22 protein-coding genes and 2 pseudogenes are annotated in these 22,600 nt (G+C 72.7%); 13 read left to right on the top strand and 11 right to left on the bottom strand.

The genetic code is table 11. The annotated features are described in order from the left end of the window. Position 1 precedes the first annotated feature (1 nt). Positions 2-673, bottom strand: coding sequence for a dienelactone hydrolase family protein (locus ACZ7LV_RS01775; protein WP_471936048.1), 672 nt, complete (start codon positions 671-673; stop codon positions 2-4). Between the two features lie 245 nt (positions 674-918). Between ACZ7LV_RS01775 and ACZ7LV_RS01770 the strand changes: the two genes are divergently transcribed. The 4 genes and pseudogenes from ACZ7LV_RS01770 to ACZ7LV_RS01755 all read left to right on the top strand — a co-directional run. Beyond that, a complete protein-coding gene (locus tag ACZ7LV_RS01770) occupies positions 919-1,326 on the top strand; it encodes a RidA family protein (protein ID WP_471934809.1) in 408 nt (135 codons plus the stop codon). A gap of 77 nt (positions 1,327-1,403) precedes the next feature. Next, positions 1,404-2,525 carry an amidinotransferase gene (locus ACZ7LV_RS01765; RefSeq protein ID WP_471934808.1) on the top strand — a complete coding sequence of 374 codons (1,122 nt, stop codon included), beginning with the start codon at positions 1,404-1,406 and terminating at the stop codon, positions 2,523-2,525. A 122-nt stretch (positions 2,526-2,647) separates the two neighbouring features. Next, the gene (locus tag ACZ7LV_RS01760; RefSeq protein WP_471934807.1) at positions 2,648-3,046 is read left to right on the top strand and encodes a YciI family protein; all 399 of its coding nucleotides are present in this window, start codon (positions 2,648-2,650) and stop codon (positions 3,044-3,046) included. Continuing rightward, positions 2,962-3,183, top strand: a pseudogene (locus tag ACZ7LV_RS01755) (hypothetical protein); the annotation flags it as partial. The gene ACZ7LV_RS01760 and the pseudogene ACZ7LV_RS01755, both read left to right, overlap by 85 nt. Here the strand turns inward: ACZ7LV_RS01755 and ACZ7LV_RS01750 are convergent. Further along, the gene (locus tag ACZ7LV_RS01750) at positions 3,174-4,130 is read right to left on the bottom strand and encodes a GlxA family transcriptional regulator (protein ID WP_471934806.1); all 957 of its coding nucleotides are present in this window, start codon (positions 4,128-4,130) and stop codon (positions 3,174-3,176) included. The pseudogene ACZ7LV_RS01755 and the gene ACZ7LV_RS01750 sit on opposite strands and share 10 nt — an antisense overlap. 112 nt (positions 4,131-4,242) lie before the next feature. On the opposite strand from ACZ7LV_RS01750, the gene ACZ7LV_RS01745 reads away from it, so the two are divergent. Together ACZ7LV_RS01745 and ACZ7LV_RS01740 are read left to right on the top strand one after the other, a co-directional pair. Next, positions 4,243-4,881 carry an HD domain-containing protein gene (locus ACZ7LV_RS01745; protein WP_471934805.1) on the top strand — a complete coding sequence of 213 codons (639 nt, stop codon included), beginning with the start codon at positions 4,243-4,245 and terminating at the stop codon, positions 4,879-4,881. Between the two features lie 159 nt (positions 4,882-5,040). Further along, a complete protein-coding gene (locus ACZ7LV_RS01740; protein ID WP_471936045.1) occupies positions 5,041-5,547 on the top strand; it encodes a hypothetical protein in 507 nt (168 codons plus the stop codon). A gap of 58 nt (positions 5,548-5,605) precedes the next feature. Here the strand turns inward: ACZ7LV_RS01740 and ACZ7LV_RS01735 are convergent, their stop codons facing one another. Further along, complete coding sequence (locus ACZ7LV_RS01735; RefSeq protein ID WP_471934804.1) at positions 5,606-6,628, bottom strand: hemolysin family protein; 1,023 nt, start codon at positions 6,626-6,628, stop codon at positions 5,606-5,608. After that, on the bottom strand, positions 6,625-7,983 hold the full coding sequence (locus ACZ7LV_RS01730) for a hemolysin family protein (protein WP_471934803.1): 1,359 nt from the start codon (positions 7,981-7,983) through the stop codon (positions 6,625-6,627). The genes ACZ7LV_RS01735 and ACZ7LV_RS01730 overlap by 4 nt, the downstream gene beginning before the upstream one ends. A 340-nt stretch (positions 7,984-8,323) precedes the next feature. On the opposite strand from ACZ7LV_RS01730, the gene ACZ7LV_RS01725 reads away from it, so the two are divergent. Next, positions 8,324-9,271 carry a sporulation protein gene (locus tag ACZ7LV_RS01725; RefSeq protein ID WP_471934802.1) on the top strand — a complete coding sequence of 316 codons (948 nt, stop codon included), beginning with the start codon at positions 8,324-8,326 and terminating at the stop codon, positions 9,269-9,271. A 37-nt stretch (positions 9,272-9,308) separates the two neighbouring features. Here the strand turns inward: ACZ7LV_RS01725 and ACZ7LV_RS01720 are convergent, their stop codons facing one another. After that, positions 9,309-10,241, bottom strand: a complete 933-nt coding sequence (locus ACZ7LV_RS01720; protein ID WP_471934801.1) for a M56 family metallopeptidase — start codon at positions 10,239-10,241, stop codon at positions 9,309-9,311. A gap of 6 nt (positions 10,242-10,247) precedes the next feature. Next, positions 10,248-10,634 carry a BlaI/MecI/CopY family transcriptional regulator gene (locus tag ACZ7LV_RS01715; RefSeq protein WP_401667328.1) on the bottom strand — a complete coding sequence of 129 codons (387 nt, stop codon included), beginning with the start codon at positions 10,632-10,634 and terminating at the stop codon, positions 10,248-10,250. Positions 10,635-10,741: 107 nt separating this feature from the next. Between ACZ7LV_RS01715 and ACZ7LV_RS01710 the strand changes: the two genes are divergently transcribed. Beyond that, positions 10,742-10,981 (top strand): twin-arginine translocase TatA/TatE family subunit, encoded by a 240-nt coding sequence (locus tag ACZ7LV_RS01710; protein WP_471934800.1) that lies wholly within the window; start codon positions 10,742-10,744, stop codon positions 10,979-10,981. Positions 10,982-11,015: 34 nt separating this feature from the next. On the opposite strand, the gene ACZ7LV_RS01705 is transcribed toward ACZ7LV_RS01710, so the two are convergent. From ACZ7LV_RS01705 to ACZ7LV_RS01695, 3 genes and pseudogenes are all read right to left on the bottom strand, one after another. Beyond that, on the bottom strand, positions 11,016-12,461 hold the full coding sequence (locus tag ACZ7LV_RS01705) for an NAD-dependent succinate-semialdehyde dehydrogenase (protein ID WP_471934799.1): 1,446 nt from the start codon (positions 12,459-12,461) through the stop codon (positions 11,016-11,018). Between the two features lie 521 nt (positions 12,462-12,982). After that, a pseudogene (locus tag ACZ7LV_RS01700) lies at positions 12,983-13,663 on the bottom strand (FAD-binding oxidoreductase); the annotation flags it as partial. Continuing rightward, complete coding sequence (locus tag ACZ7LV_RS01695) at positions 13,660-14,928, bottom strand: aspartate aminotransferase family protein (protein WP_471934798.1); 1,269 nt, start codon at positions 14,926-14,928, stop codon at positions 13,660-13,662. The gene ACZ7LV_RS01695 and the pseudogene ACZ7LV_RS01700, both read right to left, overlap by 4 nt. Before the next feature lie 268 nt (positions 14,929-15,196). Between ACZ7LV_RS01695 and ACZ7LV_RS01690 the strand changes: the two genes are divergently transcribed. Further along, positions 15,197-16,849, top strand: a complete 1,653-nt coding sequence (locus tag ACZ7LV_RS01690) for a PucR family transcriptional regulator (RefSeq protein ID WP_471934797.1) — start codon at positions 15,197-15,199, stop codon at positions 16,847-16,849. Positions 16,850-16,871: 22 nt separating this feature from the next. Here ACZ7LV_RS01690 and ACZ7LV_RS01685 read toward each other — a convergent pair whose 3' ends face one another. Continuing rightward, positions 16,872-17,555, bottom strand: coding sequence for a TetR/AcrR family transcriptional regulator (locus ACZ7LV_RS01685; RefSeq protein ID WP_471934796.1), 684 nt, complete (start codon positions 17,553-17,555; stop codon positions 16,872-16,874). Between the two features lie 103 nt (positions 17,556-17,658). On the opposite strand from ACZ7LV_RS01685, the gene ACZ7LV_RS01680 reads away from it, so the two are divergent. Next, positions 17,659-18,393 (top strand): NAD(P)-dependent oxidoreductase, encoded by a 735-nt coding sequence (locus ACZ7LV_RS01680; RefSeq protein WP_471934795.1) that lies wholly within the window; start codon positions 17,659-17,661, stop codon positions 18,391-18,393. 102 nt (positions 18,394-18,495) lie between these two features. Here ACZ7LV_RS01680 and ACZ7LV_RS01675 read toward each other — a convergent pair whose 3' ends face one another. After that, positions 18,496-19,632, bottom strand: a complete 1,137-nt coding sequence (locus tag ACZ7LV_RS01675) for a PQQ-dependent sugar dehydrogenase (RefSeq protein WP_471934794.1) — start codon at positions 19,630-19,632, stop codon at positions 18,496-18,498. Between the two features lie 312 nt (positions 19,633-19,944). Here ACZ7LV_RS01675 and ACZ7LV_RS01670 point away from each other — a divergent pair, with 312 nt between their 5' ends. From ACZ7LV_RS01670 to ACZ7LV_RS01660, 3 genes are all read left to right on the top strand, one after another. Further along, the gene (locus ACZ7LV_RS01670; RefSeq protein ID WP_471934793.1) at positions 19,945-20,430 is read left to right on the top strand and encodes a cation:proton antiporter regulatory subunit; all 486 of its coding nucleotides are present in this window, start codon (positions 19,945-19,947) and stop codon (positions 20,428-20,430) included. A gap of 6 nt (positions 20,431-20,436) precedes the next feature. Further along, positions 20,437-21,687, top strand: coding sequence for a cation:proton antiporter (locus ACZ7LV_RS01665; RefSeq protein WP_471934792.1), 1,251 nt, complete (start codon positions 20,437-20,439; stop codon positions 21,685-21,687). A 158-nt stretch (positions 21,688-21,845) separates the two neighbouring features. After that, positions 21,846-22,598 (top strand): DUF4142 domain-containing protein, encoded by a 753-nt coding sequence (locus tag ACZ7LV_RS01660; protein ID WP_401667304.1) that lies wholly within the window; start codon positions 21,846-21,848, stop codon positions 22,596-22,598. Positions 22,599-22,600: the final 2 nt, after the last annotated feature.

Below are 22,600 nucleotides of genomic sequence, written 5' to 3'. Positions count from 1 at the left end.
CTCACTCGCCCCGCGGCTGTTTCCGTCCCGCGCGCAGATGCTCGTCGCACCAGTGCCGGGCGGTGCCGGCGACGTCCTCCAGGGCCCCGGGTTCCGCGAACAGGTGGCCCGCGCCGGGCACCACATGCAGGGCGTGGGGGGCGGCGAGGCGGCCGGCCGCCTCCCGGTTGAGGCGCAGCACCTCCGGGTCCTCACCTCCGACGATCAGCAGCACCGGCGCCCGTACGGCGGTCAGCGCCTCGCCCGCCAGGTCGGGCCGTCCGCCGCGCGACACCACGGTGAGCACCCGGTCCGGGCGTTCGGCGGCCGCGACCAGGGCGGCGGCGGCACCGGTGCTGGCGCCGAAGACGACGACCGGAAGTCCCCGGGCGTCATGCTGTGTGTCCAGCCAGTCGATGGTGGCGACCAGCCTGCGGCCCAGGAACGGGATGTCGAAGCGGTGCTCGCCCGTCAACGCGTCGTGCCGCTCCTCCCGTTCGCTGAGCAGATCCATGAGCAGGGTGCCCATCCCGGCGGCGCGCAGCTCGGCGGCGACCATGCGGTTGCGCGGGCTGTGCCGGGAGCTGCCGCTGCCGTGCGCGAACAACACCACCGCGTGCGCGGCCGCCGGGACGACGAGGTCGCCCGGGAGCATCGCGCTGTCGGTGGGCACCAGAACCATGTCGGAAATCATCGACATCAACTTCTTCCCCGGCCCGCCGGCCTTGCGCATCGATGCGTCGACTCGTCTCCTTTCTTCCAGGTACCCGCCCTGGCGCCCCACCAGCCGGATCCGGCGCACGGTCCTCACTGGTCCTGGGTCACCGAAAGGTTCCCCCGTCACCGAAAAGTGCGTTCTTCCATGTCAGCGCACGCTCTCCTACGGTTTCCGGGTAACCACCGGAGAGCACAGCGCTCCGAGGACGAGGAGGCCGCAGCATGCCCATCACCCTGATGAACCCCGACGGACTGCCGAAGATCGACGCCTACCGGCAGGTGTCCGTCGCGACCGGCTCGAAGCTCGTCTTCGTCGCCGGGCAGGTCTCCTGGGACGCCGACGGGAACACCGTCGGCGAGGGGGACCTCGCCGCGCAGGTCGAGCGGTGTTATCTCAACGTCGGCATCGCCCTGGCCGGGGCCGGTGCCTCCTTCGACGACGTGGCGAAGCTGACCGTGTACGTCGTCGACTGGACGCCCGACAAGATGCCCCTGTTCCTGGAGGGCCTGGCCCGGGCGGCCGCGCGGCTCGGGAGCACGCCGGTCCCGCCGGGCACATTGATCGGCGTCGCGGCACTGGACGTACCCGAGCATCTGGTCGAGGTCGAGGCCACCGCCGTGATCGGCTGAGAGGCCCCTCTGTTCACCTTCGGTGACGGATTGGATATATTGAGTTACTACCATTCCGCGACCGAAAGCGGTTGAGCATGGCGGTGGCACAGAGGACCGACATCGCTGCGGAGGAGCCCCTCGCCGGGCCGGTCAATTCGCACAACGAGTGGGATCCGCTGGAGGAGATCGTCGTCGGGCGCCTGGACGGCGCGACGATCCCTTCCGGACACCCGGTCGTGACCTGCAACATTCCGCCCTGGGCGGCGCGTTTCCAGCGGCTCGCCGCCGGTTTCCGCTATCCCGACGCGCTCATCGAGCGGGCACAGCAGGAGCTCGATCAGTTCATCGCCCTCCTGGAGTCGCTCGACGTCACCGTCCGACGTCCGGACGCCGTCGACCACCGGCGGCGCTACGGCACTCCCGACTGGTCCTCGCGCGGCTTCTGCAACACCTGTCCGCGCGACAGCATGCTGGTGATCGGCGACGAGATCATCGAGACGCCCATGGCATGGCCCTGCCGGTACTTCGAGACCCACTCCTACCGCGCGCTCCTCAAGGACTACTTCCGGCGCGGCGCGCGCTGGACGGCGGCACCCAAGCCCCAGTTGACCGACGAACTGTTCGAGCCCGGCTTCCGCATCCCGGAGCCCGGCGAGCCGATGCGCTACATCCTCACCGAGTTCGAGCCGGTGTTCGACGCGGCGGATTTCGTGCGGGCGGGACGGGACCTGTTCGTCACCCGGAGCAACGTCACCAACGGGATGGGCATCGACTGGCTGCGCCGCCATCTCGGGCCCCGCTACCGCATCCACGAGATCGAGAGCCGCTGCCGCACGCCCATGCACATCGACACCACGTTCGTGCTGCTCGCGCCCGGCAAGGCACTGGTCAACCCCGAGTACATCGACGTGGACCGGCTGCCCGACGTGCTGCGCTCCTGGGACATCCTGATCGCCCCCGAGCCGCAGCCGATCGACGAGCGCCTGCTGAGGATCACGTCGATGTGCGGCGCGTGGCTGAGCATGAACGTGCTCATGGTCGACGAGAAGCGGGTGATCGCGGAGCGGCATCACACGGACATGCTGCGGGCGCTGGAGCGGTGGGGCTTCGAGCCGATTCCGTGCGACCTGCTGCACTACGCGCCGTTCGGCGGCTCGTTCCACTGCGCGACGCTCGACGTGCGGCGCCGCGGCACGCTGGAGTCGTACTTCTCCTGACACAGGGAAAGTCGCCTGATCCGGAGAATGTCTTCAGCAGTGATGTCGAGAACTCGCGACCGGCTCCGTCCCCGGGGTGAACGCGGCCAAAATGGGCCGCATCGCCGGCGAGGGGAACCACCATGGCCAAGTACCTGCTGCTCAAGCACTACCGGGGCGCTCCGGCCGCGGTCAACGACGTGCCCATGGAGCAGTGGACGCCCGAGGAGATCACGGCGCACGTGCAGTACATGGCGGACTTCGCGACCCGGCTCGAGAAGTCCGGCGAGTTCGTCGACGGCCAGGCGCTCGCGCCCGAGGGGACGTTCGTCCGGTACGACGGTGAGGGGCGTCCACGGGTGACCGACGGCCCGTTCGCCGAGACGAAGGACTTGATCGCGGGCTGGATGGTGATCGACGTCGACACCTACGAGCGCGCCGTCGAGCTGGCCGGGGAGCTGTCGGCCGCCCCCCGGGGCCGGGGGCGGCCGATCCACGAGTGGCTGGAGCTGCGCCCGTTCCTGGCGGCGACGGTGACCTGACGACGGCGGCGCGCCTGTACGCCGAGGCGGCCCATGAGGCACCGAACCTCGCCGAACGCGACCACCTCCTGCGCCGGGCCGCCCGCCTGAACGCCCGTCTCCGTCGCCGAAGGCCCGGCGGCGCGGGTCAGTCCTGAGGTCGGGTCGTGGCGAAGCGTCTGCGGTAGTCGGTCGGCGTCGTGCCGAGGTGCCGGGCGAAGGCGCGGCGCAGGGTCTCGTCGCTGCCGAGGCCGCTGCGGTGCGCGGCGACCGTGACGCCGTGCCCGTCGAGGAGGAGTTGCTGCGCGCGGTCGAGCCGTACCCGCTCGACCCAGCGGGCGGGGGTGGTGTTCAGTTCGGTCCGGAAGAGCCTGGTCAGATGACGGGTGCTGAGGGCGGCGGCCGCCGCCATCGCGGGCAGGCTGTGGTCCCCGGCCGGATCGGCGAGCACGGACGCGGTCAGCGTGCGCAGCGGACCACTGCGGGCCGGCGGGGTCGACAGTGCCGTGGAGAACTGCGACTGGCCGCCGGGACGCTGCATGAAGACGACCAGTTCGCGCGCGGCCTGCCGGGCCGCGTCCGCCCCGTGGTCCTCCTCGACCAGCGCGAGGGCCAGGTCGATGCCCGCGCTGATGCCGGCGGAGGTGACGTACCGGCCGTCGCGGACGTGGAGGGCGTCCGGCTCGACCCGCACGCGAGGGTAGCGGCGGGCCAGTGTCCGGGCGTGCCGCCAGTGCGTGGTCGCCCGGCGCCCGTCGAGCAGGCCCAGTTCGGCGAGGACGAAGGCGCCGCTGCAGACCGAGGCGACCCGCGACGCCCGCTCGGCCAGGGTCGCCGCCGCCGCCAGCAGCTCGTGCCCCGCCGACTCGTCCGCGAGCCGGTCGGCTCCGGCGACCACGAGCGTGTCGACGGGCCCTGCGTCGGCCGCCGTCGAGGTCCCCGCCAGGGCCAGGCCCGAGGCGGTCGGGACGTCACCGCCGCGCGGGGAGACGAGAAGCGGTGTGTAGGCACAGCCCAGCCGTCGCGCCTGGTGGAGCACCTCCAGCGGACCGCTGACGTCGAGCAGGGTGACCCCTTCGAACACGAGGAAGGCGACGCGCGTCATGTCTGGATCTGTGGGTTCCATGGCAGCAAGGACATGGCACCAGGGTAGGCCACCGGACGACGCTGAAGGAGTCGCCGAGGGGCGAAGAACGACCGGAGAGAGGCCGACCACCATGAGCGAATCGATCGCGGGCGTGGAGATCCCGGACAGCACGCTGGCGCGGGAGGCGACGGAGCTGGTGCGGGACGTCGCCCCGCCGCTGCTGTTCGACCACTCCCGGCGGGTGTTCCTGTTCGGGGCGCTGCGCGGCCTGCGGCAGCGGCTGCCGTTCGACCCGGAGCTGCTCTACGTGGGGGCGATGTTCCACGACCTGGGCCTGACCCGGCGCTACCGCCGCACCGACCAGCGTTTCGAGATCGACGGCGCCGACGAGGCCCGGCGCTTCCTGCACGCCCACGGCGTCACCGGCGAGGGCGCCGACCGGGTCTGGGCGGCCGTCGCGCTGCACACCACACCGGAGATCCCCCTGCGCATGGCGCCCGAGGTCGCCCTCGTCACCCGTGGCGTGGAGCTGGACGTCCTCGGCATCGGCTACCACACCGTGTCCGAGGAGCAGCGCGCGGCGATCGTCGCGGCCCATCCCCGACCGGACTTCAAGAACCGGATCCTCGCCGCCTTCACCGAGGGCATCGAGGACCGCCCGGAGACAACCTTCGGCAACGTCAAGGCGGACGTTCTCGCACACTTCTCCCCCGGTTTCGTCCGCGGCGACTTCGTGGACGTCATCAAGAACTCCGACTGGCCCGAGTGACCGAAGCGCCGCCAGAGCCCTACGGTTCGTACCGCTTTGCCCTCTGGTGCACGCGCGTAGACCTCGGGCACGATGCGGTCTGCTCCACCTGCACAGCCACCCCCCACCCGGATCCATGGCCCCGCGCAGGAAGGTTCCCCCATGCAGTCCGTCCCGCCCATGAAGGCTCTCAAGGTCCGATCCGTGCTGACGGCGCTGGCACTCGTCGCCGCCCCCGGCGTCGCGGTCGTCGGCACCGCGGGTCCGGCGCACGCCGCGACCAAGATCAGTCACGCCACCGCGACCTCGATGTTCCGGCAGTCCGGCATCACCTGGTCGTCCTCCGGAGGCTGCTCCGACCGCAACAACCCGACCTGTACGTCCTTCGCGCAGCTCAACCTCGCCAGCGCCCAGGGCGCGCAGACGCTCAAGCAGGCGAGCGGCTGCGCGCTGAACATCACCGGCGGTACGGAGACCGGGCACGCCTCGGGGACGTACTCGCACTGGAACGGCTACAAGCTCGACTACAGCAAGTACACGTGCGTCGGCAACTACATCAAGAACACCTTCACCTACATCGGCCCGCGGGGTGACGGCGCCCTCCAGTGGCGGTCCGGCTCCGGCAACGTCTACGCCGACGAGGGCAACCACTGGGACGTCACCTACTACAACTGCGGCGGCTGCTGAGCCGTCGGGGCAGTCGTCGCCGTGCCGGGCGGCCGTCGTGGACGGCCGCCCGGTCGCGTCAGGCCCTGGCCGGCGCCGGGCCGACCAGTTCGGACAGCACGTCCTCCATCGTCACGAAGCCGAGGACCGCGCCCTTCTCGCCGGTCACGGCGGCCAGGTGGCTGCCGTCGGCGCGCAGGGCGGTGAGGGTGTCGTCCAGCGGCGTGTCGATGCGCACCCGGGTGACCGGGTGCAGCGCCTCGCGCGGGAACGGGCGGTCACGGTCGGTGACACCGAGGGTGTCCTTGATGTGCAGATAGCCCAGCACGCTGCCGTGCGGCCCGGTGACGGGGAAGCGGGAGAAGCCCGCCTGAGCCGCGACCCGCTCCAGCCCGTCCGGCGTGACCGTGTGGCCGACCGTGCGCATCCGGGGCACCGGGACGAGGATCTCGCCCACCGGGCGGGTGCCCAGCTCCAGAGCGTCGCGCAGCCGCTCGCCGTCCGCCGGGGAGAGCAGTCCGGCCTCGCTGGAGTCGACGACCATGCGGGCCAGCTGGTCGTCGGTGAAGACCGCCTCGACCTCGTCCTTCGGTTCGACCCGCAGCAGTTTCAGCAGGGCGTTGGCGAAGGCGTTGATGCCGAACACCACCGGGCGCAGGGCGCGGGTGAGGGCGACGAGCGGCGGGCCGAGCAGCAGGGCGGTGGGCACCGGCGCCGCCAGGGCGATGTTCTTCGGGACCATCTCGCCGATCAGCATGTGCAGATAGGTCGCCACGCCGAGCGCGATCACGAACGCGATCGGGTGCACCAGGCCGTGCGGGACGTGGGCGGCCTCGAAGGCCGGCTCCATCAGATGCGCGATGGCCGGTTCGGCGACCGCGCCCAGCACCAGCGAGGAGACGGTGATGCCGAGCTGGGCGGTGGCCATCATGGCGGAGAGGTGCTCCAGGGCCCACATCGTCATCCGGGCCCGGGTGTTCCCGGCCTTCGCGTGCGGCTCGACCTGGCTGCGCCGCACGGAGATCAGCGCGAACTCCGCGCCGACGAAGAACGCGTTGGTCAGCAGGGTGAGAGCGCCGATGGCGAGTTGCAGCACGGTCATCGGGAGACCTCCCCGCTCGCTTCCTCCGACGCCGCCGTCCGGACCTCGACCCGGGCGGGACCGAGGATGCGGACGCGATCGGCGCGGTGGTGCTCGACGTCGAGGACGTCCAGGTGCCAGCCGTCGTCCAGGTCCAGTACGTCGCCCTTGGCGGGGATGCGCGCGAGGCGCGTGGCGACCAGGCCGGCCACGGTCTCGTACGGTCCCTCGGGGGCCGTCAGTCCTATCCCGGCCAGCTGGTCGAGACGCACGGAGCCGTCCGCCTCCCAGGCCGCGCGGCCGTCCACGGTCCGCGGGGTGGGCAGCAGGTCGGGCACCTCGACGGGGTCGTGCTCGTCGCGGACCTCGCCGACGACCTCCTCGACGATGTCCTCCATCGTCGCGACACCCGCCGTGCCGCCGTACTCGTCGATCACCACGGCCATGGTGCGCGTCGCGCGCAGCCGCTCCAGGAGCCGGTCGGCGGGGAGGCTGTCGGGCACCAGCAGGGGCTCGGTGGCCAGGTCGGTGACCGGTGTGACCGCCCGCTTCTCCGGCGGCAGCGCCAGCACGTCACGGATGTGGACGCTGCCGATGACGTCGTCCAGGCCGCCCCGGTAGACCGGGAAGCGGGACAGTCCGGTGGCGTGGGTGAGGTTCGCGGCGTCCTGGGCCGTGGCCCGTGCTTCCAGCGCCTTGACGTCCACCCGCGGGGTCATGACGTTCTCCGCGGTCAGCTCGGCCAGGTGCAGGGTCCGTACGAAGAGTTCGGCGGAGTCGGCCTCCAGGGCGCCCTCGGCGGCCGAGTGCTGGGCGAGCGCGACCAGCTCCTCGGGGCTGCGGGCGGAGGCCAGCTCCTCGGCGGGCTCCAGGCCGACCCGTCGGACGAAACGGTTCGCCGTGTTGTTCAGGTGGCGGATGAACGGGCCGAAGGCGGCCGTGAAGCCGCGCTGCGGACCGGCCACCACCTTGGCGACGGCGAGCGGGCGGGAGATCGCCCAGTTCTTGGGCACGAGCTCACCGATCACCATCAGCACCACGGTGGACACGACCACGCCCAGCACGGTCGCGACGGGCGACGCGGCGCCGCCGAGGCCGATGGCCTCCAGCGGCCCGCGCAGCAGCGTCGCGAGCGACGGCTCGGCGAGCATGCCGATCACCAGGGAGGTGACCGTGATGCCGAGCTGGGCTCCGGACAGCTGGACCGTCAGGCGGCGTACGGCCTTCAGCGCACCCTCGGCGCCGCGCTCACCGGCGCCGGCGGCCCGCTCCAGCTCACCGCGCTCGACGGTGGTCAGGGAGAACTCGGCGGCGACGAACACCGCGCAGGCCAGTGTGAGGAGGAGGGCCAGCAGGAGCAGCAGGACCTCGGTCACCGTGCCACCCCCGGTCCCTCACAGTCGTGGTGTGGGTGGGGCGTGGCACGGCTGGTACTGGGAGGCTCACCCATTGCGGGTCCCTGGCTCCTTTTCGGTCTGTCGGTCCGGGCGGGCGTCGACTGCCGACACCCTGGCCCCATGGTAAAGGACGAGCAAAGCATGGTGGTCAAGTCGTCGGCGCAGCGATGGTGCGGCGTTTTTCGGACTTTTCCGCGCCGAAGGTCGCGACACCGCCGGCGGCGCTTCGGGCCACCCTATGCTTCTACTCGCTTGTAGAGAACGGCCGGGCCCTCCCGGTTGTTCCGTCACGGACGCACGTGAAGGAGTGGACGCCGCGATGGTGTTCAAACGGCTGCTCGGTTCGCTCGGCGTGGGCGGGCCCACGGTGGACACGGTCCTCGACCCCGGTCCGGTCCGGCCGGGCGGCGGCCTCTCGGGGGAGGTCCGCCTCCAGGGCGGTGACGCCGACTTCGACATCGACCACATCACCCTGGAGCTGGTGGCCCGGGTGGAGGCCGAGCACGAGGGCGGCGAGAGCGAGGGCGTCGTCGTCTTCGACCGGTTCACCGTCGCAGGGGCCTTCCGGCTCGCGGCGGGCGAGCGGCGCGACGTGCCGTTCACGGTCACGCTGCCGTGGGAGACGCCGGTGACCGAGCTGTACGGACAGCCGCTGGGCGTGGTCCTCGGGGTGCGGACGGAGCTGGCGGTGAGCGGCGCGAAGGACAAAGGCGACCTGGACCGGCTGACCGTCGGGCCGCTCCCGGCGCAGGAGGCGATCCTGGAGGCCCTCGGGCAGCTCGGGTTCGGTTTCCGCTCGGCCGACCTGGAGTACGGGCGGATCGGCGGCACCGGGCAGCAGCTGCCCTTCTACCAGGAGATCGAGCTCGCCCCCGCCCCGCGCCTCGCCGACCGGGTCAACGAGATCGAGCTGACCTTCCTGGCCTCGTCCGCGGGCGTGGAGGTGGTCCTGGAGGCCGACAAGCGCGGCGGCCTCTTCTCCCAGGGCCACGACGCCCTGAGCCGCTTCACCGTCGGGCACCAGGACGCACGGGACTGGAACGCCGAAGTGGAGGGGTGGATCGGGCAGTTGCTCGCACGCCGTGCGGCACCCGGCTCGCACGCGCCGCACGGGTACGAAGGGCACCACCACCCCGGCCCCGGCATGGGCACGGCCGTGACGGCCGGCGCGGCCGGGCTCGCGGTGGGCGTGGTCGGCGGCATGGTCGCCGCCGAACTCGTCGACGAGGTGGGCGACTTCTTCGAGGGTGACGACGAGGAGGCGTGACCGCGTCCGGGTCGCCCCCGGTCTGCCGCGGCGGCGTTCACAGGGGCGTCGCCGCGTGCAGGATGAAGGCCAGCGTCACGGCGGAGTTCGCGGACGACATCGCGGAGGCGGCCGTCCCGGCGGCGGCCGTCCACGCGGCCACCCCCACGGCGGTGAACGCGGAGGGCCAGGTGCGTGTCGCCGGCGCGGGCCCCAGCAGCGCCGCGACCCGGCGCGGCACCGGTCCGGACGCGGCGAACCCCGCGACACCGGGCAGCGGCGTACCCGGCGGGACCAGGGCCGCCCTGCCGATCGCGCGCGCCACGGTCCGGCGGTCACCGACCGCGTGGGCCGCCTCCTCGTCCGCCCACCGCTCCGTCGTGTACGACACCGCCGTGCGCAGCGGGCGCAGGAACGGGTTGGCGCGCGCCGCAAGCCCGGCGACGAGCAGGAACCGGTGATGACGTGCGGCCAGGTGGGCACGCTCGTGGGCGAACAGGGCACGCCGCTCGGCGGGGCGGAGCGCCCGCAGCAGTGCCGTGCTGACCACGATCCGGTCGCGGGCGCCGCCGGGCAGGGCGTGGGCGTAGGGCAGGTCGTCGGGCAGGACCGCGACCTGGGTGACGGGCAGGCCGGACAGGGCGCGGTGCGCGCGGCGGCGCCTCCACCGGTGCCGTCCCAGCGTGCCGGCGCACGCCACGGCGACGGCCAGCAGGGCGGGGATCGCCGCCTTGCCCGCCACCTCGTCGTAGGGGACGGCCGCGCGGACCTCGCGGTCGGACCAGCCGTCCGGCAGCGGGTTGCCGGGGAGTTGGGCGGTGCCGACCACCATCAGCAGTCCCAGGCACAGCGTGCTGCACGCGGCCATGACGCCGGCCATCACCGTCAGCAGCCGGGTCGCGAGACGCGGGTGGAGGTGGTGCTCGGCGAGCCGCGCGATCGGCCACGCGGTGAGCGGCAGCACCAGCGGCAGGAAGACGAACACCCCCATGCGGCCTCAGTCTTCCCCTTCGTCCTTGGCCCGCTCCAGCAGGTCCCGGAGCAGCCGCTCGTCCTCCGGCGCGAGGGCGGTGACGAAGCTCGCGAGCACCGCCTCGCGGTCCTGCTCGGCGTCCAGCACCTTGCGCATCTTCCGGGCCGCGAGGCCCGCCTCGTCCGAGGCCGGCGTCCAGGCGAACGACCGCCCGATCCGCTCGCGGGTCACCGCGCCCTTGGCCAGCAGCCGGGTCAGGATGGTGATCACCGTGGTGTAGGCGAGGTCACCGCCGAGCCGCTGCCGCACCCAGCCGGCGGTCGCGGGCCCGTCGGCCTCCCGCAGGGCGGCCAGGACCTGCACCTCCAGCTCGCCCTGCCCCCGTCGCCGGGGGCCCCGGTGATCCGTCACGCCCTGTCTCCCTTCCGCTGCCGCGCACTTCACGGGCGGTCCATCGTACGGACACCCGGGCCCTCTTCCCCGCCCACCAGCCTTCTACAGTGCTGTAGATTCCAGGTATGTTCGGACTGAGTGAACTCGCCGTCGTACTCATCGTCGTCATAGCCGTCCTCGCTGCCAAGAAGCTTCCCGAACTGACCCGCTCGGCAGGCAGGTCGGCGCGCATCCTGAAGGCGGAGGCGAGGGCGGCGAAGGAGGGGCCGGACCCGGCGGGCGACCAGGCCGCGCCCCGGGTCGTCCGGGGTGAGGTCGTCACACCCGCAGGTCAGGAGTCCCGTCCTCCGTCCTCCGGCCGGTGACCCCGCGGGGCCGACGGCGCCGCCCGGACCGGTCTCACGGCGTCAGGGGCATCGCGAGGTACTGGTACTCGAGGAACTCGTCGATCCCGACCCGGCCGCCCTCGCGGCCCAGCCCGGACTGCTTGACCCCGCCGAAGGGCGCCGCCGGGTCTGAGACGAGGCCGGTGTTGAGACCCACCATGCCTACCTCCATGCTCTCGCTGACGCGCAGGGCACGGTCGAGGCCCGCCGTGTAGACGTAACCGACCAGTCCCCAGGGCGTGTCGTTGGCGCGCCGGACGACCTCCTCCTCGTCGTCGAAGGTGAGGACCGCAGCGACCGGACCGAAGATCTCCGTGGCCATCAGACGGCTGTCCGGGGAGACGTCCATGAGCACGGTCGGCGGGTAGAAGCAGCCCGGCCCCTGCGGCGTACGGCCACCGACGAGCACCCGGGCGCCGCGCTCCACCGCGTCGGCGACCAGCCCCTCCACCTTGGCCCGGCCGGCGGCGTCGATGAGCGGGCCGACGTCCACACCTTCCTGGGTGCCGGGGCCCACGACGAGCGCCCCCATCCGTGCGGCGAGCCGCTGCCCGAACTCCTCGGCCACCGACCGGTGGACGAAGAAGCGGTTGGCGGCCGTGCAGGCCTCCCCCATGTTGCGCATCTTGGCGACCGTCGCGCCCTCCACGGCCGCGTCCAGGTCCGCGTCCTCGAAGACGACGAACGGCGCGTTCCCGCCGAGCTCCAACGAGGCGCGGACGACGGTGTCGGCGCACTGGGCGAGCAGCAGCCGCCCGACCTGGGTGGAGCCGGTGAAGGACAGTTTGCGCACCCGGCCGCCGCGCAGCAGGGGCTCGCACACCTCGCCGGCCCGGGAGGTGGTCACGACGTTCAGCACGCCGTCGGGCAGCCCGGCCTCCTTCAGGATCGCGGCGACGGCAAGGCTGGAGAGCGGCGTCTGCGGCGCCGGTTTGAGCACCGCCGTGCAGCCGGCCGCGAGCGCGGGACCGATCTTGCGGGTGCCCATGGCCAGGGGGAAGTTCCACGGGGTGATCAGCAGGCAGGGGCCGACCGGGCGGCGGGAGAGCAGCATGCGGTTGCGGCCGTCGGGGAGGATCCCGTGGCCGCCGTCGATGCGGACGGCCTCCTCCGAGAACCAGCGGAAGAACTCCGCCGCGTACGCCACCTCGCCTCTGGCCTCCGCCAGCGGCTTGCCCATCTCGGAGGTCATCAGCCGGGCGAGCTCGTCGGTGCGGCCGAGGACGATCTCGTAGGCGCGGCGCAGGATCTCGCTGCGGCGCCGCGGTGCCGTGCGCGCCCACTCCCGCTGTGCCCGTACCGCCGCGTCCTCGGCCAGCCGTGCGTCCTTGGGCCCCGCGTCGGCGACATGGGCGACGGTCTCGCCGGTGGCGGGGTCCTCGACGGGCATGGTGGCGCCGTCGGCGGCGTCCACCCAGGTGCCGCCGATGAACAGCTGATTGCGTACGTCCCAGGTCATGAGGGCTCTCCTGATCGGTCGGCGGGGTCGAGCAGTTGGGCGAGATGGACGGCGTGGACCCCTCGGTCACCGGCGAGGTGGCCGATCTGGGTGGCGCAGCTGAATCCGTCGGCGACGACCACGGCGCTCCCGCCGGCCGGGAGTTCGCGCAGGTGGGGCGTGAGCGCCAGGCCGGCGACGGCCATCGAGGTGTCGTAGTGCCGTTCCTCGAAGCCGAAGTTCCCCGCGAGCCCGCAGCAGCCCTCGGCCTCGTCGACCTGCCCGGCGCCGAGCCGCCGCAGCAGGTCCGCGGGGCGCCGTCCGGGGAAGGTCGCGTACTCGTGGCAGTGCGTCTGCAGGACCACCCTGTCCGGCAGGGGCGGCGGGGACCAGTCGGGGGCGGCCAGGTCGGTCAGGGCCGCGGTGAGGGTGTGGACGCGGGCCGCGACGCGCCGGGATGCGTCGGTGCCGAGGAGTTCGGGGACGTCGCTCCTCAGGGTGGCGGCACAGCTGGGCTCGGCCACGACGACGGGCGACCCGTCGCCGGTGTCCAGGCGGGGGATGCGGCCCAGTTCGGTGCGGATCGCGGAGAGGTCGCGCTCGACCAGGCGGCGGACGTCGGCCTCCAGCCGGGCCACCCGGTCGGCGTCCGACGGGTCCGTCGCGTGCAGCCCGGTGTGGTCGGCCACGGCGCGCAGCCCGTCGGCGGTGACGATCTCCAGGGTCTCGACATGGTCGCTGGTCCGGCCGTGCCGTACCGAGCGGTTGCCGCACGCGTCGTTGCCGATCATGCCGCCGAGCGTGCAGCGGCTGTGCGAGGACGGGTCCGGGCCGAAGGTGAGTCCGTGCTCGCGGGCCGCGTCCCGCAGGTCGTCGAGCATCGCTCCGGCCTCGACGCGCGCGGTGCGTGCCACCGGGTCGATGTGCAGGATCCGGTTCATGTGCCGGGAGAAGTCCAGGACCATCCCCGGCCCCACGGCGTTGCCCGCCATGCTGGTGCCGCCGCCCCGCGCGGTGACCGGGACGCCGTCGGCCCGGCAGGCCCCCAGCACCGCGCGGACGTCGTCGGCGGAGCGCGGGAAGGCCACCGCCACCGGCGGGACACGGTAGTTGGAGGCGTCGTAGGCGTACGGGCCGGTGGCGCCCGGGCCGGTCTCCACGCGCAGGCCGGGCGCGCTCTCGGCGAGGCGGGCGGCCGTCCGCTTCCCGGCCGCCGTGGTCATCGCCGCGCCGCTTCGGACGTTCCGGCCTCCACCGCCGCCGCCCATGCCCGAAGGCCCTCGTCGATCGCCGTCCCGTCGACGACGAGGGCCGGGATCATCCGCACGACCTGGTTCCAGGCGCCGCACAGCAGCAGGAGCAGCCCCTCGTCGACCGCGGCCCGCTGCACGCGGGCGGCGGTCTCGGGGTCGGGGCCGCCGTCCTCGGTGACGAACTCGGTGCCCAGCATCAGCCCGAGCCCCCGTACGTCGCCGATGCCCGGGGTCCGCCCGGCCACCGCCTCCAGGCCCTGGCGCAGTCGCAGCCCCATCGCCTCGGCGTTCTCGACGAGCTTCTCGTCGCGTACGACGTCGAGGGTGGCGCAGGCCGCCGCGCAGGCCACGGCGTTGGCACCGTAGGTGCCGCCCTGCGAGCCGGGCCACGCCCTGTGCATCAGTTCCTCGGGGGCGGCGATGCCGGACAGCGGGAAGCCGCTGGCCAGGCCCTTGGCGGTGATGAGGATGTCGGGTGCGACGCCGAAGTGGTCGTGGCCCCAGAAGCGTCCGGTGCGGCCCACGCCGGTCTGCACCTCGTCGAGGATCAGCAGGAAGCCGTGCCGGTCCGCCCGTTCCCGCAGTCCTTCGAGGAAGGCGCGGGTCGCGGGCACGTAGCCGCCCTCGCCGAGCACGGGTTCGACGATGACGGCGGCCGTGTCGGCCGGGGAGGAGATCGTCCGGAGGGTGTAGTCGAGTTCCTTCAGGGCGAAGTCGGTGGCCGTCCCCTCGTCCCAGCCGTAGCGGTAGGCCGTCGGGAACGGGGTGACGACGACACCGCTCATCAGGGGGGAGAAGCCGGAGCGGAAGCGGACGCCGGAGGTCGTCATCGCGGCGGCGGCGACCGTACGACCGTGGAAACCGCCGTGGCAGACCAGGATGTTGGGCCGGCCGGTGGCCTGGCGGGCCAGCCGCAGCGCCGCCTCGACGGCCTCGCTGCCGGAGTTGGTGAAGAACAGGCTGTCCAGGCTGTCGGGCAGCACCTCGCCCAGTTTGTCGACCAGGTTACGCAGCGGACGGTGCATGACGGTCGTGTACTGGCCGTGGACGAGCGTGCCCACCTGCTCACGCGCCGCCGCCACGACCCGGGGGTGGCAGTGCCCGGTGCTGGTGACGCCGATTCCGGCGGTGAAGTCGAGATAGCGGCGGCCGTCCTCGCCGTAGAGGTGGACGCCCTCGCCCCGGACCGCCGTGACGGGCGTGGCCTGGCGAAGGTGCGGCGACAGTGCGGTCATGGTCGTCTCCCGGCCGATGCGTTGCGGACTGCTCCGACCCTTCGAGCGTCGTGGCCGGTCGCGGGCGCGGACAATGCCTGATCTGTCCGGTGCGGGCCCGGAGTCCGGACGTTGTGTCCACCGCGCGGGGGCGGATCCGGGCTCCTGGGCCCGGCGCCGCTCACCGGGCCGGCTCTTGCACAGGTCAGTGCCGGTTGTCAGAGTGTCCGCACGGGCAGGGAGTCAGGATGAGCCGGAGTGCCGCACCAGTGGACCGCCGGACGGGCACGTGACGGGCGACGGGCGACCGGGTGACGGCACGTCGGGGAGCGGCCGCGTCCTCACGGTCGCCGGTGCCCTGGCGCTTCCCGTGCTCGCGGCCGGCCTGCCCCAGGTGGTCACCGGCGCCGTGCGCCTGGACCGTCCGGTGCGCTGGGTGCACATCACCGAACTCACCGACCCCGCCTCCTTCCTCAAGGGCGGCGAACTCGTCCTGACCACCGGCATGCCGCTGCCCGAGGACACGGCGGGCATCCGCCGCTACGCCGACGAACTCGCCGACGTGGGTGCCGCGGCCCTGGTGATCGAACTCGTACGGCGCTACCACCGGCCGCCCGACGCCCTCGTGGGCGCCTGCCGTGCGCGGGACCTGCCGCTCATCACCCTGGCCAGGGACGTCAACTTCCTCGAGGTCACGCAGGTGGTGCACGCGCTCCTCCTCGGCAACCAGGCGGACGCGATCCGCCGGACCCAGCGCATCCACGAGGCGTTCACCGCGTTGACCCTGCGCGGCGCGGGGCCCGGGGACGTCGTACGGGCGGCGGCGGAGATGAGTGGCCGCACGGTCGTCCTGGAGAACCTGGTGCACCAGGCCCTGATCTGCGAGCCCTCCGGCAGCACCGTGGAGGAGGTGCTCACCGGCTGGGAGCGGCGGTCCCGGTCGACTCCCCCGGCCGATCACCCCCGGACGGGCGGACCCGAGGGCTGGCTGGTGGCGCCGGTGGCGTACCAGGGCGAACGGTGGGGGCGCGTCGCCATGCTGCCGCCCCCGCCGGGCACAGCGGGTGCCGGCGGGGCGAGCGCCTTCTCGCCCGAGGACGTCACCGTCCTGGAGCGCACGGCGATGGCCCTCACCATCGCCCGCCTGATCCACGCCACACCCTGGGAGCGCACCGCGCACCGCGGCGCGCTGCGCGACCTCGCCGAGCAGCGCCACCACTCCCCCGGGGACGCCCGCGCCCGCTTCGCCGCACTGGGGCTGCCCACCGAGGGCGCCGTCTACGTGGCGGTCCTCGCGGACGGAGGGGCGGGGTGCGACGAGGCCGGGCTGGAGAGCAGGCTGTCCCGGGAGGTCACGACGCTGGGCGTGCCGGCCCTCGTCGGCGCGACGGCCCCCGGCCGGGTCGGCATCCTGCTGGCCCCGCGACCGTCGCAGCGATGGCGGTCCACGGCCGAACGGCTGAGCCGCGTGGTGCTGGCCGCGCACCCCGAAGCGGTGGTGAGCGCGGGCCCGGAGGTCACCCGGCTCGCCGACGCCGCCCGCTCCCTGCGCGCGGCGGCCCGCGTGGCCGAGGCCGCGCTGCCCGGCCGGCCGCTCCCGGACGGCAGGTCGTTCCACGAACAGTCCGACATCGGTCTGCCCCATCTGCTGTTCGCGCTCCGTGCGGACACGAGGGTCCAGGACTTCGCCGAACGTCGCCTCGGCCCGCTCGTCGACCACGACACCCGGCACGGCACGGATCTCCTGACGACGCTGCGCCACTACCTGGAGGCGGCGGGCAGCAAGACCGCCACCGCCCGCCGCGGCAACCTGTCCCGCGAGACGGTCTACCAGCGGCTGCGCACCATCGAGCGGGTCCTCGACTGCGACCTCGCGTCGGGCGAGGAACGCACCGAACTGCACACGGCGCTCATCGCGCTCGACGTCCTGCGGCTCGGGTGACGCCCAGGCCCACGGGCCGCCGCTAGGTCCGCGCGGTCCCGTCGGGGTGCAGGGCGTCGAGGACGAGGGTGAGGCCGAAGCCGAACTCGTCGGCGTAGTCGTAACCCGGTTCCAGGACGTGCTCGGTGGCCAGTTCGGTCAGGTGCGGGTAGGTGTCGGCGGGCATCTCGCGCAGGATCGCGCCCGCGACCTCGTCCAGTTCCGCGGCGCCCGTGAACGGCAGGCTCAGTTCCTGGAGCACGAAGCCGTAGAGATAGCTGTCGATCAGCGAGACGGCGTGCGCGGTCATGGCGACGGAGAATCCCGCGGCGCGCAACGCGCCGATGACGGCGTCGTGGTGGCGCAGGGTGGCAGGGCCCGGCCGGGAGCGGGAGTCCATGAGTCCGACGGCCCACGGGTGGCGCCGCAGGGCCGCACGGGCGGAGAGCGCGCGGTGGCGCATGGCGCTCTTCCAGTCCGTGTCGCGCGGCGGCAGGTCGATCTCGCCGAACACGGCGTCCACCATCCCGTCGAGGATCTCGTCCCTGCCCGCCACGTGGTGGTAGAGCGACATCGCCTCGACACCCAGCGCTGCGGCGACCGCCCGCATGGTGAGCGAGGCCGAGCCCTTCTCGTCCGCCACCGCGACGGCCGCGCGGATCACCCGCTCACGACTGAGCGGGGTGCGCGCCGACACCCCGCGCCGGCCCTTGCCGCCCTCGCCCATCTGCCCCTCCCTGTCTGCCTGTTGCCCGCCCGTTGACTGCCTTACAGCATATGGCTAGCGTACCTTACTAAGTAAGGTCGGCGATCGGTGGAGGGGGCTCACCATGGGGACGGATCAGGTGGAGCGGGCGGACCGCGTGAGGAAGGTCTGTGTCGTCGGGGCTTCGGGCAAGCTCGGCCGGTACATGGTCGGGCACGCCCTGGACCGCGGCTACGAGGTGGTCGGCGTGTGCAGGGAGGCCAGCGTGCCCAAACTGGCCGCGTTCGAGGGGCGGATGACCGTCGTCCCGGGACACACGAACGATCCCGAGGTGATCCGGCGGGCGGTCGCCGGGTGCGACGGGGTGCTGACGGTGCTGGTGCCCTGGGGCGTGCGGCAGTACGCGTCGGGCACGGCCCAGGCGGTGCTCGACCACGCGCGGCCCGGTGCGCGGCTGGTCTTCTCCTGCGGCTGGCACATCACGCGCGACGGCAAGGACAGGTACTCGCGGCTGTTCATCCTGGGCGTCCGGACCGCCGCCGTGCTCGGCAGGCTCGTCCGCGCCGTCGAGATCGACGACCAGGTGGAGGCGTGTCGGCGGGTGTTCGCCAGCGGCACGCGGTGGACGGTGGTGCGCGGCAGCAGCCTGGAGGAGGGCGAGAGCCAGGGACTGCCGGTGTGGAGCCGGCACGTGGGCGACCCCGTGCTGGCCGGCAACCTCACGCGCCGGGTGGACTTCGCGCTGTTCATGGTGGCGGCGCTCACCGACGACACCCTCGTCCAGGAGGCCCCGGCGATCGTCGGCCGCCGCACCCCCAGCGCCCTCGCCCACGCCGGCGAACCGCACGACCACGCCTAGGACCGGCGACGAGCCGTTCCCGGCGGGGCGGGCCGAAGACCCGTGGGTGCTCCGGCCCGCCCTGGAGGACACGCGCCGCCCGACGGCGCCTGCCGGCCGTCCTTACGCCGGGTCGATACGGAAGACGCTGCCTCCGATGGCGAGCACGTACAGTTCGCCGTTGCCGCCCTGCGCCAGGGAGATGACCTCGCCGCCGTTGGCTCCGAGGTCGTGCACGGCCGTCACCTTGCCGTCCTTCAGCTGCAGGGAGCGGACGGTCCCGTCGCAGTAGTCGCTGTACACGTACTGCCCCTTGAGGGCCGGGATCGCCTTGCCCCGGTAGACGAAGCCGCCGGTCACCGAGCAGCCGAAGTCGGTGCGGTCGTACTCGTGGATCGGCGGCACGTGGTTCGCGGGCTCGGTGCCGCCACGGAAGGGATGGGTGCCCTCCATCTGGCCCCAGCCGTAGTTCTCGCCGCCCTTGCTGCCGGCCGGGGCCCGGTCGATCTCCTCCCAGTCGTTCTGGCCGACGTCACCGATGAACAGGTCGCCCGTGCCCGAGTCGAAGGAGAAACGCCACGGGTTGCGCAGCCCGTACGCCCAGATCTCGTCCCGCGCGTTCGGGTCGTTGACGAACGGGTTGTCCGGCGGGATCGCGTACGGCTTGCCGCCCCTCGGGTCGATCCGCAGGAGCTTGCCGAGCAGGGTGTCGAGGTTCTGCCCGTTGCCGTGCGGGTCGCCGCCGGAGCCCCCGTCGCCGAGCGCGATGTAGAGGTAGCCGTCGGGGCCGATCTTGATGTCTCCGCCGTTGTGGTTGGGATAGGGCTGCGTCTGGGTGAGCACCGTACGCCGGGTGTGCGGCTGGATCCTGCCGTTCCGTACGGCGAACTCGTCCACGGTGCTGGTGCCTTCGAGGTTGGTGAACGAGATGTAGAAGTGGGCGAAGCGCTTGTCGAACGCGATGCCCAGCAGCCCGCGTTCGCCGTCGACGGTGGTCTCGGCGGAGATGTCGAGGACGGGCTTGCCGAGCCCCTTGTCGCCCAGGACCCTGACCCGGCCCGCGCGTTCGGCGACCCAGAGTTTGCCGCCCGGTCCGGCGGCGCCGGCGATCGGATTCTGGGCCGTGGCCACGTTCTTGAGAGTGACCGTCGCCGCCTGCCGTGGGGCGGCGGGCTCGTCGGCCGACGCCGCGGTCAGGGCGAGGGAGGCGACGAGACAGATGGTGCCGATGATCGCTGTGCTTCTGGTGCGAACTCTCACCGAGATCCTCCTGGAGGCGGTGCACCGGCAGGTCACGCACGGCTGGTACGCGTCGTGGGGTGCCGTCCGCGCCGGCACGCGACCTGTGGGGGGTGGGGTGTGCGACTGGCTACAGGCGAGGGTACTGGGACGACCCCGTTTGGTATAGACCAACCGCGCCGGAAGCCGCGGACCAGTCGCGGCGGAGCGGGGGTCGCGCGACCGACCCGGTCGCGACCGCGCGCCTAGGATGGTTTCTACAGGCCCGGTCCGGGGTGCCATGGCGTGTCCCACGGTCGCCGCCGTCGACGCCCCGCGAGAGAGGGGGTCGCCATGGGCGCCTCACGCCTGAGCAGTACGCCGCTGCCGGGGATCGGCGTCCGCTACGACCTGACCACGCGCGAGCGGCGCCGCCTGTCGGTGGTCGCGCACCGCGACGGGGAACGCACCCTCAGCACGTACCGCAGGGACGACCCGGACGACTGCGCCCTGTCCGTACGGCTCACCGCCGAGGAGGCCACCGCCCTCGTCGACGCCCTGCTGCCCGAACACCACGCGCCGAACCTGCTCTCCCCCGCCGGCCTGGGCCTGGTCGCCGAGCGGATCGAACTGCCGGGGAGTTCGCACTGGAACGGACGGCTGCTCGGCGAGACCCGGCTGCGCACCACCACCGGCGCCTCGATCGTGGCCGTGCTGCGCCGGGCCGAGGCGATCCCCTCCCCCACGCCGCAGTTCCGGCTGGCCGGCGGAGACACGCTGATCGTGATCGGCACCCGCGAGGGCGTGGAGGCGGCCGCCGGGACACTCGGGCAGGAGTGAGCCGCCGTGCACTCCTCGACCGTGTTCCTGATCGAGTTCGGGGCGATCATCCTCGCCCTGGGGCTGCTGGGCCGGTTCGCGGGCCGGCTCCGCTTCTCTCCCATACCGCTGTATCTGCTGGCCGGGCTGGCGTTCGGCAGGGGCGGGCTGCTTCCACTGGGCGCGAGCGAGGAGTTCATCGCCGTGGGCGCCGAGATCGGCGTCATCCTGCTGCTGCTCATGCTCGGCCTGGAGTACACGGCCAGCGACCTCGTCACCAACCTCAAGGCGCACTATCCGGCGGGCCTGGTCGACTGCGTCCTGAACGCGCTGCCGGGCGCCGCGCTGGCGCTGCTGCTCGGCTGGGGCCCGGTCGCCGCCGTCGTCCTGGCGGGCGTCACCTGGATCTCGTCCTCCGGTGTCATCGCCAAGATCCTCGGCGACCTGGGCCGGATCGGCAATCGCGAGACACCCGTCGTCCTGAGCATCCTGGTCCTCGAAGACCTGTCCATGGCCGTCTATCTGCCGATCCTCACCGCCCTGGTGGCGGGCATCGGCCTGGCGGCCGGTGGGATCACCCTGGCCATCGCGCTCGGCGCCGCGTCCCTCGTCCTCGTCCTCGCGGTGCGCTACGGCCGGCACATCTCCCGTTTCGTCTCCAGCGACGACCCGGAGAAACTGCTGCTGGTCGTCCTGGGGTTGACCCTGCTGATCGCCGGCCTCGCCCAGCAGGTGCAGGTGTCCGCGGCGGTGGGCGCCTTCCTGGTCGGCATCGCGCTCTCGGGCGAGGTCGCCGAGGGCGCGTACAGCCTGCTGGCACCGTTGCGCGATCTGTTCGCCGCCGTCTTCTTCGTCTTCTTCGGCCTCAACACCGATCCCGCGAGCATCCCGCCGGTGCTGCTGCCCGCCCTCGGCCTGGCCGTCGTCACCGCGCTGACGAAGATCGCCACCGGCTACTGGGCGGCCCACCGGGCGGGCGTCGGCCCGAGAGCCCGGTGGCGGGCCGGCGGCACGCTGGTGGCCCGCGGCGAGTTCTCCATCGTCATCGCGGGGCTCGCCGTCACCGACGGGATCGAGCCGTCCCTCGGTCCGCTGGCCACCGCGTACGTCCTGATCCTGGTCCTGCTCGGACCCCTCACCGCCCGCTACACCGAGCCGGCCGCCTCGCGGCTCTCCCGTCGACTGCGCCGCCCGGTGCGGGCGAACGGGACGACGGGGACCGGCGGCCGGGAGCCGCACGAGCCGCTCGACGACCAGGACAGCGTCGGCCGGGCCTGACGGACGGCCGCCGGGACGCGTAGGACCGAGAAGGACTCCTCCCCCACCCATGTGACGCAGAACACACCGCAGAGTGCAAAATTTGACCAGTGCAATGATGAATCGGGCCCACCGGTCCGTACCTCCTGACGTACCAGCCACTCGCGTCAGGAGGCCCCATGCCCGTCTCACCCAGCAAGTTGGGAAGCATCTTCGTGTTCGGCGCGATGGGTCTGACCCTCGCCGCCCTCGCGTACCCGGCCATGCTCGGGATCGAGAACACCGCCGGCTCTCCGGACCGCATCATCGCGAACACGCCCTACGGCCCCTTGACGGAGGCCGACCGTGACTTCGTCGTCAAGGTCCGCTCGGCGGGGCTCTGGGAGTACCCGCTCGGGGAGATGGCCATGGTGCGGGGCACGACGCCGGAGATGAAGGAGGCCGGCGAGCACCTCATCGTCGGGCACGCGAGACTGGACGCCACCTGTCGCAGGATCGCCCCCGAGCTGGGCATCACCCTGCCCAACCAGGCCACGCCGCAGCAGCAGCAGTTCGTGGCGACGGTCGACTCGGAGACGGGCAACCAGTTCGACATCACGGCCGTCAACATCATGCGCGTGACCCACGGCCAGATCTTCCCGGCGATCGCCAAGATCCGCGCCAACACCAAGAACACGCTGGTCCGTGCGCTGGCCGACCAGGCCAACGACACCGTCCTCGACCACATCACGGTGCTGGAGCGGACCGGCATGGTCAACTACGAGCAGGTGCAGTTCCAGCAGACCGCGCCGCCGAAGCTGCCCAAGGAGCAGCTGACCCCGCCGCCGCCCCAGCCGGGCTCCCCCATCCTGGCCCTCAAGCCGCGGCCCGACCTCGATGTGAACACCACGTCTCCGACGCCGAACCCGACGCCCGCGGCAGAGGTGGGCTGAAC

The organism is Streptomyces sp. NPDC107562, assembly GCF_055657325.1.
The sequence above is the reverse complement of the archived record's forward strand: the minus strand, read 5'-3'. Positions and strand labels throughout refer to the sequence as shown.